The organism is Luteibacter sp., from assembly GCF_035539195.1.
In the GTDB taxonomy this organism is placed as follows: domain Bacteria; phylum Pseudomonadota; class Gammaproteobacteria; order Xanthomonadales; family Rhodanobacteraceae; genus Luteibacter.
Genome location: NZ_DATLIW010000037.1, coordinates 31,672 through 43,713 on the forward strand (window position 1 = coordinate 31,672; position 12,042 = coordinate 43,713).

The window sequence follows — 12,042 nt, forward strand, 5'->3', positions numbered from 1 at the left end:
ATGACCGATTCCCGTCTTTGTACCCGCGCCGTGCGCGCCGGCATCGAATCCGATACGCAGCATGGCGCCGTCGTGCCACCGTTGCATCTTTCCACCAACTACGCCTTCGAGGGCTTTGGTCGCAAGCGCGCTTACGACTATTCGCGCAGCGGCAATCCCACGCGCGACCTGCTCGGTGAGGCGCTCACGGAACTGGAAGAGGGTGCGGGCGCGGTCGTCACCGGCAGCGGTATGTCCGCGGTCGCCCTCGCGCTCGAACTCGTGCCCGCCGGTGCGCTGGTGCTCGCCGCCCACGACTGCTACGGCGGTACGTGGCGCCTGCTCGATGCCTGGCAGAAGAAGGGTCGTTTCACCGTCCGTTTCGTCGACTTCACCGACCCGACCGCACTCGCCGAGGGCCTTGCCGAACGACCGGCGCTGGTCTGGATCGAAACCCCGTCCAATCCGCTGCTGCGTATCACCGACGTTCGCCACGTCGCACAGGCCGCGCACGCGGTGGGAGCGCTGGTTGTCGTCGACAACACCTTCCTGTCCCCGGCCTTGCAGCAGCCGCTGAAGCTCGGTGCCGACATCGTCGTGCACTCGACGACCAAGTACATCAACGGTCATAGCGACGTGGTCGGCGGCGCCGTCATCGCGGGCGACCAGGCGGTTGCCGAACAGCTGAAGTGGTGGGGCAACTGCAATGGTCTGACCGGTTCGCCGTTCGACAGCTTCCTCACCCTTCGCGGCGTGCGTACGCTCGCCGTCCGCCTGCGCGCGCATGAAGAGAATGCGCACCGTATCGCCGAGCGTCTCGACAATCACGATGCGGTATCCCGCGTGTACTATCCCGGTCTCGCTTCCCACGCCGGGCACGCGCTGGCGCAGCGCCAGCAGAAGGGCTTCGGTGCCATGCTGAGCTTCGAGATCGCCGGTGGCAACGATGCGATCGAGGCCTTCGTCGATGGCTTGCGCTACTTCTCGCTGGCGGAATCGCTGGGCGGCGTCGAAAGCCTGGTCGCCCATCCGGCAACGATGACGCATGCATCCATGGCACCGGAGGCCCGTCTGGTCGCCGGCATCTCGGATAGCCTGCTGCGTCTCTCGGTCGGTATCGAAGATGGCGACGACTTGCTGGCCGACCTCGATGCGGCGCTCGCCCGCGCTTCGGCCGTCGCGTCGGTCACGTCGAAACGCAAGGTCGGCGCATGAGCGCGGTGGTCGTCGCCCCCCTCGTCGAGGATTCTCCGCGTACGGCCGTCGTGCTCCTCGGCACGGGTGTCGTCGGCCAGGCGCTACTGACGCTACTGGCGACGCCGGCGGCGCGATCGGTGCGCCTCGTCGGCGTCGCTAATTCGCGTCGCCAGCACGCTTTCGCGGGCGGCGTCGTTCCCGCAGAGGTTGTCGAGCGTCTGGGCAAGGGCAGGGACGGTCGCGAGAACGCGCCGCTCCTGGCGGCGTTGGACGAGACCGGGGCGACGCGCAAGGTGGTGATCGACGCCACCGCCTGCGCGATCGAGGCGAGTCGCCATGCCGAATGGCTGGCCGCCGGCTATCACGTGGTCACCGCCAACAAGGCCCTCGCCGGTGGACAGCTTTCCGGTTGGCGCGCGCTGCAGGCCGCTTCGGCCCGTGGGAGCGTCTACGGCGACGCCGCCACGGTCGGTGCGGGGCTGCCGGTATTGTCCACCCTGCGTCGCCTGCGCCAATGCGGCGACAGCCTGCTTACGTTGGAGGGCGTGTTCTCCGGCTCGCTATCCTGGCTATTCAACCAGTACGACGGCAGTCGCCCCTTCTCCGCGTTGCTGCGAGACGCCCGTCGCCTAGGTTTCACCGAGCCGGACCCGCGCTCCGATCTTTCGGGCGAAGACGTGGCGCGTAAGCTGCTGATAATCGCGCGCAACGCAGGCTTCTCGTTGGGTAGCGAGGAAGTGGAGATCGAAAGTCTCGTGCCTGACGCGCTTCGTACGCTGGATACGAAAACATTTCTCGACCGCCTTGACGAGCTAGACAAGCCGTTACGTCAGCGCCAGGCCGCAGCCAAGGCGAATGGTAAGGTGCTGCGTTATCTCGCACGCCTGAACCAGCGAGGCCGTGCTCGCGTCGGCTTGTTCGAAGTAGGCCCCGAGCATCCGGCATCGCGTCTATCGGGTACGGATAACCAGTTTGCGCTGACCACAACGAGGTATCACGCGACGCCGCTGGTGATTCAAGGCCCAGGCGCTGGTCCTGAGATTACCGCGCAAGCGCTGCTGGGAGATGTGCTCGCTCTGTAGTAGCACACCCTTGTCCAGTGTTGGAAAGCGCGTACGCCGAGACCGTGCGTTTATGTCAGATTGCGTGCCAAAAGCTTGCGACGACCTTGCAAGGAATCGCTTGCGAGAGTAATTTCGATTCCAACATCTGACCGGTGGCTGGTCCACCCGCTAGGATGTCTCCAGGGCGCTTTCGAGCGCCCCTTTTTTGTATTCATGCAGAAAAGCTTCGCGGACGTTGATCTTGGGGCGTCCGCGCCACTGCATCACACAGTGAACGTCTTATCGTTCTTAGTCAGGCTCCACGCGCCCTGCGTGATACCACCCAGTCCGCCATCGATTTTTTGCTTGTGGTACTTCCACTGAACGGTGGCATACCTCAACGACATCGTCTCGATAGGCATTGGACCGTCACCGACGCCCAGCGTGACCTGTGATATCAGAACGCTCTTGAGTTGAATCTCAAGATACTTGACCCGTTTGCCATCGCCGGCGTCGCGAAAAAAATCGATCTGTGCTGACTGAAAAGTCGTGCCACCGGACAGGGCTGGTAGAGCATTGGGCTGGATGAGTCGACCTCTTTGCGCACAGATATGTCGCCGTGCTCGGCGCGTCCCGTCGTGTGGCCGCCCGCAGTGGAGGCGGATGAGGATGCCGGCTGGTGCATTTGGTGACGCAATGAATTTAGCTCGATCCACCCGCTGTGATCTTTGTCGGTGGATTCGCCGGTCAGATCGGGTCCGGACAGTTTCAGATATATGCTTTTCATCGAATTCCTTTCTTGATCTTTGAGGCAATGCGTCGTGGACGACGGTGTCAGAGTCCGAGTGAACTTTCTAAATGATTTCTCATTCGAATGTTTGAGAAAAACGGATGGCAATGTTCGTCGTAGTGCAGCCGTTCACTCTACGAATCGCGCTTGCGTGGACGCAGTCCAATCGTCTATGAACGAGGGGAAATTCACTAGCTTTCGCGCACGAAACGGTGCGACTACCATCCGCGCCGGAGTTCGCTCGACCAGCCGCACGGAAACGGCGAGTGCGTTCACCTTCAAACAAGGAGCATCACCATGAATGGGAATCCGTCGTTGTGCGAGAACGGTACGGCCGTCAAACAGAAGATCGAAGCCATTCCCGGCGCGATGCGTCAGATGGGATGGACCGTCTCTGCCGAGTTGATGGAGCGGTGGCTGCAATCGCCGCCTTGGGTGTTGCCGCCTGAGTGGAAGTCGAACAATCCGCCCGATCCTGTGAGCTTGTCCTCGCTGCACGTGGATCAACGGATCGTGCGCATGAGCTGGGCGATGTCGCATCCGCGTGTACGTATTGCGATGCGAGAGCTGAGGGCGAAGATGGCTAATACTCCGGCTCGGGGCATCCTGCGCTCGCGTCTCGCTGACATGTCATGGGGGACGCAGAACCGGATTGCCTTCGGTAGCCTGCAAGACCCGGCGGTCTTGCTCGACAAGACCTGCCAATCGAACTACGAAACGTTCGGGGCAAAGCTCGATACGATGGACGATCTTTACGGAAGTCTCGGGATGGCCACATTGAAGGTAGCGGTCATTGGTGAGGCGGTGCGCGACGAGCGCACCCAACGACCTGCCCTAAAGGTCACTCATGCGGGTTTCTACAATCGCGACACCTATGACTTCAACGATTTTCAGTTCCTGGGCACGTGGACGAGAGACGGTGTGCTGAGCAAGGCGCAGATGCTGATGAACACGGCGCTCGACGGGATGGCATTCCGTTGGGGTGGCGAGCCAATCGGCAACGTGTTCAACCACGACTTCAATGCCTACCGATGCACGGCCGGCTTCGGTGGCGACTTCGTCATCTACTCCGATGTGCACTGGGAGCGCGCGGACCTGACGCTGGATCTCGGCTGATGGGCGTGAAGGCCGCTCTCGTCGGGGTCGTAGTGGTAGTCGGTGTCGTGGCCTTCTTTGAAGTTTCGAACTGGTGGGAGCGCGCGTATGCGAAGTACGAATCGTCGGAGTTGAGTCCCGACGGGTGCATTCGCATTGATACCTACGAGCCATTTTGGGTGCTGCCGTCGGTTTTCCACCGGATTCCTCGTCCCGAAGGAACACATTACGGACTGGGCAGGGTGTGGAACGCCGCCGTTTTCAAACGAGCCTACGAAGTCAGGACTGGCGATTTGCTTGGTGAAACGGTGGTTTTCGACCCGGTTGGCCCAGCGTCCTTCGTTGATTGGGGCGATACCGCGAAACCTGGCCGGCGTGTCGTTGTCGCGAACCAGTTTCCAATCGTCGATTCCATGAGGTGCGCTGACGAAGCGACGCTAGCGAAGCTAGAGGCATATCACGTGCGGAGGCGAGAAGAGAACCGGCCGATCCAAGAGGCTTGGGAGGAGGCGCGACGGCGGGCGTTTGCTCCAAAGGATGCGAGGCGGTGAACCGCAGCATTCATGAGTTTGCCTACTGAACTCAAATGCGACACTTGTGTATGCACCGCTCGCCCGATACGGGCGGTGTTCGGCCCCCGGGGACTTACAAAAAAACCGCCCCGAAGGGCGGTTTCATTTTGCTCAACGCTGGCCAGTCGCCCTGGCCGCTTCGTCCGCACTTGGCGGAATCACCGGGTCATCCCCATGCATCTCGTCGTGGTTGAAGCGGGCGGCTTCGACCATCGGCGTACGCCAGCCGGCGGAGATGCCCCAGAAGTAGAAAACCACGCCGATCACGGCCACTACGGCGAGGTCGTATCCATACGGGATGTAGTTGTGGCCGCCGAACGTGGTGCTGCCCGCGTAGGACACCAGCGCGATCGTCGGCAGGTAGGCGATCAGCCACCACGCACCGGACATGTGGCGACGGAAGTCTTCCCAGCCACTCTTGGCGGTGTAGTAGAAATACAGCGGCAGGGCCACGACCACCAGCAGGATGATCTCGCCGGTGAGGGGCCACTTCGCCCAGTAAAGCAGTTCGGTAGCGAAGATGAAGGCGAGCGCGGCGAGCAGGGGCAGGCCAGGGATGCGCAGCGGTCGTTTCATTTCCGGCGCCGTGCGACGCAGGGTCATGACGCTGACCGGGCCGGTGAGGTAGGAGATGATCGTCGCCACCGAGATCACCGCCGCCAGCGTGCCCCAGCCGCGGAAGAAGAACAGGAACAGGAAGCTCACCACCAGGTTCAGCCACATGGCCGGGCGCGGGATGCCGAAGCGTGGGTGGATGTGGCCGAAGATCTTCGGTAGCTGGCCGTTGCGCTCCATGGCGTAGATCATGCGCGCGGTGGTCGCCGTGTACGTTGCGCCGGTACCGCTGGGGCTGACGAAGGCGTCGGCATAGAGCAGGATCGCCATCCAGTTGATCATCAGCGCGGTGGCCAGCTGGGCGAAGGGCGAGGCGTATTCGAGGCCGGCCCAGCCCTTGCCGAGCTGGTCGGGCGGCACGGCGCCGATAAAGGCCACCTGCAACAGCACGTAGACCACGGTGGCCAGCAGGATCGAGCCGATCACCGCGAACGGTACGTTGCGGCCGGGATTGCGCGCTTCGCCGGCCAGGTTCACCGGACTCTGGAAGCCGTTGAAGCTGAAAACGATGCCGGAGATGGCGACGGCGGTGAGGATCGACGAGATGTCGATGGCGTGCGCGCCGCCGTGGGCGCCGATGTGGAAGTTGCCCGGGTTGTAGCTGGTGCAGATGAGCGCGATGCCCGTGGCCGCCGGAACGACGAGCTTGAACACGGTGATCGCCGTATTGCTCTTGGCGAACAGCTTCACGCTCCAGAAGTTCAGGAAGAAATAGACCAGGACCAGTACCGCGGCGATGGCCAGGCCGGGCGTCGTCAGCTCGCCGTGGCCGGCGGTCACTACGTAGAGGCCCTTGGTCCACTGCGCCCATTCCCACGGCCACGAGGCCATGTACTGGACGGAGGCTTCGGCTTCGACCGGGATGACCGAGACGATGGCGATCCAGTTGGCCCAGCCGGCGATGAAGCCGACCAGCGAGCCGTGCGAATAGTGGCCGTAGCGCACCATGCCGCCGGATTCGGGAAACATCGCACCCAGTTCCGCATAGGTGAGGGCGATGAACAGGATGATGACGGCGCCGATGATCCAGGCGTAGACGGCACCCGGGCCGGCAAGCTGGGCGGCGTGCCAGGCGCCGAACAGCCAGCCTGAGCCGATGATCGAGCCCAGGCCGGTCAGCATCAGGGCGAAAGCGCCGACGTCGCGGCGGATAGCGTGGTGGGACATGGTGACTCCGGTCGGACGGGACGGGGGGAACCCGGCCCATGGCGGCACAAGGGCGGGATAATGACAGCCCCGGCCCCGCATGTCAGCCAGCGAACGCCTTCGCCAAACCGGGCTCGCGTCGATATACACTGGCCGACGCGGTAGGGATAAAGGGGTTCGGATGCGTTCGAAGGTGGTCGCCAGCGGCGTGTTGTTCATTGCGATTTCGGTATGCGGCGTTGCCGCAGCCGAAGAGCAATGGAACGACCAAGGCCGGCTGATCGATTCAGAGTCCTACGACCGCACCGCCAAGGGTTTCTACTTCACTCTCTACCCTGGCGAGGACCCGGTCGAATCCGTGCGGCGCTGCGCCATTACGATGCGCGAGCTGGGCCATCTCGCCTCGGTCTCGTGCTTCGCGTATACCAGCAAGCAGCGCTTCGACACTCGTCGCGGCAAGCTCCGGATCTGCTACACGGCGGTGGCCAACTGGTGGGGCCAGGACGAACCGGTCCGCGTGGAGACGGTCGACCGCCTCCCGCGGATGTGCCCGACCCGGTAGCTGGCCTTTGCTCGGTAGGAGCCGATTCATCGGCGAGCTCTTCCTTCGAGGGGGGGCTGAAGCTAGTAACCTGAAGGAGCGCTGCTGCGCAGCGGGGTTATTTACTATTCGCCGATGAATCGGCTCCCACAGCAGCCGGTTTTGCCGTTAGTTGTCAGCACTCGATAACGTTGACGGCTAATCCGCCGCGCGAGGTTTCCTTGTACTTGTCCTTCATGTCGCGGCCGGTGTCGCGCATGGTGGCGATGACCTTGTCCAGCGACACATGGTGCTTGCCGTCGCTCTTGAGCGACATGCGGCTGGCGTTGATCGCCTTGACCGCGCCCATGGCGTTGCGCTCGATGCAGGGAATCTGCACCAGACCGCCGATCGGGTCGCAGGTGAGGCCGAGGTTGTGTTCCATACCGATCTCGGCGGCATTCTCGACCTGGCGCACGCTGCCGCCAAGGGCGGCGGTCAGGCCGCCGGCGGCCATCGAGCACGCCACGCCGACTTCACCCTGGCAGCCGACCTCGGCACCGGAGATCGAGGCGTTCTCCTTGTAGAGGATGCCGATGGCGCCCGCCGTGAGGAGAAACTCAATGACACCCTCTTCGGAGGCGTTCGGGCAGAAGTGCCGGTAGTAGTGCAGGACCGCGGGGACGATGCCGGCCGCGCCGTTGGTCGGCGCCGTGACCACGCTGCCGCCGGCGGCGTTCTCTTCGTTGACCGCCAGGGCGTAGAGGTTGACCCAGTCGAGGATGGTGAGTGGATCGCGCAGGCCGGCTTCCGGCTGCGAGCGAAGTTCGGCGACCATCGACGGCGCGCGACGCTGGACCTTCAGGCCGCCCGGAAGCGTGCCTGGCGAACGCAGGCCGCGCGACACGCAGTCCTGCATGGCCTTCCAGATCACCAGCAGGCCGGCGCGGGTTTCCGCTTCGGAGCGCCAGATGCTTTCGTTGCGCATCATCAGCTGCGCGATGCTCAGCCCGTGCTCTTCGCACAGGCTAAGCATCTGGTCGCCGCTGCTGAACGGGAAGGGCTGTTCGCTGGTGTCCGCCACGATGCGATCTTCGGCCGCTTCGTCCGGGTTGACGACGAAACCGCCGCCGACCGAGTAGTAGTCGCGCGTGGCCAGTTCGTTGCCTTCGGCGTCGTAAGCCGAGAAACGCATCCCGTTGGTATGGAACGGCAGCTTCTGGCGCTTGTTGAAGACCAGGTCGGCCTTTTCGTCGAAGTCGATTTCATGACGGCCGAGGATGCGAATGCGCTTGCTCGAGCGGATCCGCTCGAGTGTCGCTGGGATCGCGTCCGGGTCGACCTTGTCCGGCCACTCGCCTTCGAAGCCGAGCAGCACGGCCTTGTCGGTACCGTGTCCGCGGCCGGTCATGGCCAGCGAGCCGAACAGTTCGCAGCGCACGCGCGCGACCCGCTCGAGCACGCCCTTTTCGGCCAGCCAGTGCTCGGCGAAGCGGGCGCCGGCACGCATCGGCCCCACGGTATGCGACGAAGAGGGACCGATACCGATCTTGAAGAGGTCGAAAACGCTGACTGCCATGGCTTAGGGGAGTTGGCTACGGGGAGTAGCCGGCTATTCTACGCCTGCCCGCCACTCACCCCATACACCCGCGCATGTCCGAGTTCACTTTGTTCCAGCGAGACGACTGTCATCTGTGCGACCTGGCGCTGGCTGTCCTGGCCGACGCGCGCCTGCCGGATTTCGCCTCGCAATGGATCGATGACGACGACCTGCTCGAAGCGGCTTACGGCGCGCGCGTGCCGGTGCTGCGGCGGGGCGATGGGGCGGAGCTGGACTGGCCTTTCGATGTCGATGGCGTGAAGGCGTTCGTGGGCGACCGATAGCCCTGTGCAGGGCTCCTACAAGGGCTATTTGCGCAGGCGCTTGAGGATTTCCTCGCGCGCTTCGCGCAGGATGGAATCGCGGTCGAGGCTGGCGACGATATCGGCTACCGCGCGCTTGGCACCCTGTTCGCCCCAGGACTTGCCCGTGATGAGGTAATGTTCGGCGGCGCGGCCGATCAATACGGTGGCATACCAGCCCAGCGCACCCTGCGCTGCGGCCGTGACGACCACGGAGAGCCCGCCGCTGAGACCTTTCAGGGCGGATGCCACCAACTGCACGCCCCAGACGGCACCCATCAGCGCGGCGAGCTGGGTGGTGATCACGGCAACCAGGCGACCCGATTCGCTGCGCGTGAGCGGCAGTCCGTACACCCGGCCCAGCTGCACGACCATGGCCGCATCCAGTCCGCCCGCGAGCAGCAGGTCGGCCACGGGAAGGGGGTTGAGAGCCACCGCCACGGATTTGGCGATGCAGTACTGACGAATGACCCCGGAGGCCACATCGCGCCTCGTGGCGGCGACGCGTTCGGTCACCTGGTCGGTAAGCCGCCCGGCGAACAGGCCGGCGTTGATCGCCGACAAGGTCTTGCCTTCCCGTTCGGCGATCGCGAGCAGGCGCGACTTCAACGCCCCCACATCGGCAGCCACGTGTTCGGAGGTCCGTCGTTCGTGACCCTGCGCGTCCACGCCGATCACCTCGCGTGCCGCCGGTCGCGCGGCGACGGCGATCACGTCTTCGCGGCGAACGAGACCGCTGCCGTGCTGGCGCAGTTGTTCGAGCAGACCTGCGCGTTCGTCGTCGGCATAGCGGTCGGCCTTGTTCAGCACGAGCAAGAGGGGACGTCGTGTCGACGCCAGCGTACGAAGCGCGTCGCGCTCGTCGCGGGTGAGGTCGCCGTCGGCGACGAATACGATCAGGTCGCTGACCTCGGCGACCTCGAAAGCGAGCTTCTCGCGGGCTTCGCCGCCGAGTTCGTTGATGCCCGGCGTATCGATCAGTACCAGGCCGGCGCTGCTCGCCTCGTCCAGTCGGGCGGCGTCCGCCTCGGTGGTCGTGCCGTGCAGCACGCCGACCGCGAAGGCGTCGCGACCGAGCAGGGCATTGCCCAGCGCGGACTTGCCGGCGGAGACGCGCCCGAACACGGCGACATGGAGTTCTTCGCGCTCGAGGCGGTCGAGCATCGTTTCCACGCGGCGGAAATCCGCCGCCATCGCCTCGCGCACGTTAGCCGGAATGGAAGGATCGTCCAGCAGCCCGCGCAGGCTTGCCGCCACGGGCCCTCCGCGCGCTTGCGCCGCGGATGCGTGCGGCGCATCGCGGCGGAAGCGGTCGGCGAGACCGCGAAAGCGTTCGCGGAAACCCGCCACGGCCGTGCTTACTTCGGCAGCAGGTTCAGCGAACCGTTGATCAGCACGTCGTCGGCAATGGTCGAGGTGTCCTTGTACTCGCCGCTGCCGACGCCGAAGTCGAGGCGTTTCACCGAGCCCGTGACGGACAGACGGGCGCCCCCGGCATTCGGCGAAAAGGCGACCTTGAGTGCGAGCGGCCTGGTCACGCCGTGAAGCGTGAGGTTGCCGTTGGCGATGATGTCGCCCTTGGCACTCTTGCTGAAACCGGTGGTGACGTAATGCGCGGTCGCGAACTTCTTGGTATCGAAGAAATCCGGGCCGGGCAGTGCCGCGTCGCGGTCGCCGTCGCCGGTCTTCGCCGTCGACATGTCGACGGTCACATCGAATTTCGACGTGGCCAGGTTCGCGGCGTCATAGCTGAGGGTGCTGGCATCGAACTTGCCGAACGTGCCGTCGAACTGCTGGCCCTGGAACTTGCCGCTGAAACCGAGCGTGCTGCCGGGGCCCACCTTGTAATCCGCGGCGGCCGCGGCGAAGGGCAGGGCGAGCGCGAGGGCAAGAACCGACAGGCGGCGGGTGGTCAGGATCATGGCGTGTCTCCGGGAGGTGTGGGGGGAGTTCGCTTGGCACGGCCGAACGGCAGCATGCGGCGGAGCGTGTCGTCGCGATCGATGAAGTGATGCTTGGCCGCGCCGCCGACATGGGCGACGAGGACGAGCAGCAGGAACCAGAACAGGTAGACGTGGACCGCGCCCAGCGTATCGGACAGGCCGGGGTTCTTATCCACCAGTGCCGGAAGGTTGAACTGCTTGAAATACTGCAGCGGGAAACCGTGGGCGGAATTGAATGCCCAGCCCGACAGCGGAATGGCCGCGATCAGCACATAGAGAAAACCGTGCACCGTCTTCGCGGCGAGGTGCTGCCACCGCGGCGCCGGTACATCGGGCGGCCGCCGGTCGATGGCGCGCCAGAGCACACGCAGCAGGAACAGGGCGAGGACGGTCAGACCGATCGACTTGTGCAGGGCGAACATGTTGATCTTCTGCAGGGACGGCTTGAGGTCGTCCATCCAGAAGGCAAACGCGCCATTGCCGAGAATCAGCAGCGCCATCGTCCAGTGAAAGGTCTTGGCCGCCGTGCTCCAGCGGGTGTGGTCACTGCGCAGGGGCATCGGTGTTTTCCTTGTGGTTGGTGGTTGTATTTTCGCCGCCGCGGATCGCTTCGATCTCGAGCCAGACCGAAACGTCGGTGCCGATCGAGTTGCGATTGGATGTCATGCCATAGGCCGTGCGATCGATGGATACCTGGGCGGAAAAGCCGGCCACGGTATGCAGTCCATAGATCGTCCTGCCGACGCGATTGACCCGGAAGGGGATGTCCAGGGGAAGGGTGACGCCACGCAGGGTCAGCCTGCCGTGAGCGACGCCCTCGTCGTCGCTCTTCTTCTCCACCGAGTCGCTGACGTAGCGTGCCGTACGGCCCCGGTCGGCATCGAGCAGGTCGCTGCCGCGGACGACTTTGTCCCAGGCGGCGTCGCCCATGTCGACCGAGGCGAGATCGATCGTGGCGTCGACGGAGGACTTCGACCAGTCGTCGCGATCGAAGCGGACGGTACCGTCGGTGATGCGCAGCCGTCCGAACGACCGGGAGAATCCGTTGTGCTCGACGTTGAACAGCAACTGGCTGTGGACGGGATCGATGCGGTAGCTGAGCGCCTCGGCGCTCGCCGCGGCCGGCACGAGCGCCAGGCCAACGAGGAGGAAGAAACCGGCAAGACGCATGCGTAGGGGCCTGTTCCGAGGGCGCGGTCGGGCGCCAATGAGGGGCAGTGTGGCCGACGGAGGGCGGCTT

The 12,042-nt window shown here is 64.3% G+C and carries 11 protein-coding genes and 1 pseudogene; 5 read left to right on the forward strand and 7 right to left on the reverse strand.

All coding sequences use genetic code 11. The annotated features are described in order from the left end of the window. Positions 1-1,194 (forward strand): cystathionine gamma-synthase, encoded by a 1,194-nt coding sequence (metB, locus tag VM621_RS15395; RefSeq protein WP_325469842.1) that lies wholly within the window; start codon positions 1-3, stop codon positions 1,192-1,194. Beyond that, entirely contained in the window at positions 1,191-2,258 is a 1,068-nt protein-coding gene (locus tag VM621_RS15400; RefSeq protein WP_325469843.1) for a homoserine dehydrogenase, read from the forward strand. Before metB ends, VM621_RS15400 begins: the two co-directional genes overlap by 4 nt. 245 nt (positions 2,259-2,503) lie before the next feature. Here VM621_RS15400 and VM621_RS19640 read toward each other — a convergent pair. Then, positions 2,504-3,006 (reverse strand): annotated as a pseudogene (locus VM621_RS19640) (Hcp family type VI secretion system effector). A 300-nt stretch (positions 3,007-3,306) separates the two neighbouring features. Between VM621_RS19640 and VM621_RS15405 the strand changes: the two are divergent. After that, a complete protein-coding gene (locus VM621_RS15405) occupies positions 3,307-4,125 on the forward strand; it encodes a DUF6402 family protein (protein ID WP_325469844.1) in 819 nt (272 codons plus the stop codon). Positions 4,126-4,787: 662 nt separating this feature from the next. Here VM621_RS15405 and VM621_RS15410 read toward each other — a convergent pair. Then, positions 4,788-6,458, reverse strand: coding sequence for an APC family permease (locus VM621_RS15410; protein ID WP_325469845.1), 1,671 nt, complete (start codon positions 6,456-6,458; stop codon positions 4,788-4,790). Positions 6,459-6,618: 160 nt separating this feature from the next. Between VM621_RS15410 and VM621_RS15415 the strand changes: the two genes are divergently transcribed. After that, entirely contained in the window at positions 6,619-6,999 is a 381-nt protein-coding gene (locus VM621_RS15415) for a hypothetical protein (protein WP_325469846.1), read from the forward strand. Positions 7,000-7,153: 154 nt separating this feature from the next. Here the strand turns inward: VM621_RS15415 and VM621_RS15420 are convergent, their stop codons facing one another. After that, complete coding sequence (locus tag VM621_RS15420) at positions 7,154-8,536, reverse strand: L-serine ammonia-lyase (protein ID WP_325469847.1); 1,383 nt, start codon at positions 8,534-8,536, stop codon at positions 7,154-7,156. A 74-nt stretch (positions 8,537-8,610) separates the two neighbouring features. Here VM621_RS15420 and VM621_RS15425 point away from each other — a divergent pair, with 74 nt between their 5' ends. Further along, positions 8,611-8,841: a glutaredoxin family protein gene (locus VM621_RS15425; protein WP_325469848.1), complete on the forward strand. Its 231-nt coding sequence runs from the start codon at positions 8,611-8,613 to the stop codon at positions 8,839-8,841. A gap of 24 nt (positions 8,842-8,865) precedes the next feature. Here the strand turns inward: VM621_RS15425 and VM621_RS15430 are convergent, their stop codons facing one another. The 4 genes from VM621_RS15430 to VM621_RS15445 are packed head-to-tail and all read right to left on the reverse strand — an operon-like array spanning position 8,866 to position 11,972. Continuing rightward, entirely contained in the window at positions 8,866-10,209 is a 1,344-nt protein-coding gene (locus VM621_RS15430; RefSeq protein ID WP_325469849.1) for a GTP-binding protein, read from the reverse strand. Positions 10,210-10,217: 8 nt separating this feature from the next. Next, positions 10,218-10,781, reverse strand: coding sequence for a YceI family protein (locus VM621_RS15435; RefSeq protein WP_325469850.1), 564 nt, complete (start codon positions 10,779-10,781; stop codon positions 10,218-10,220). After that, positions 10,778-11,362, reverse strand: a complete 585-nt coding sequence (locus VM621_RS15440; protein ID WP_325469851.1) for a cytochrome b — start codon at positions 11,360-11,362, stop codon at positions 10,778-10,780. The genes VM621_RS15435 and VM621_RS15440 overlap by 4 nt, the downstream gene beginning before the upstream one ends. Continuing rightward, entirely contained in the window at positions 11,346-11,972 is a 627-nt protein-coding gene (locus tag VM621_RS15445) for a YceI family protein (protein ID WP_325469852.1), read from the reverse strand. The genes VM621_RS15440 and VM621_RS15445 overlap by 17 nt, the downstream gene beginning before the upstream one ends. Positions 11,973-12,042: the final 70 nt, after the last annotated feature.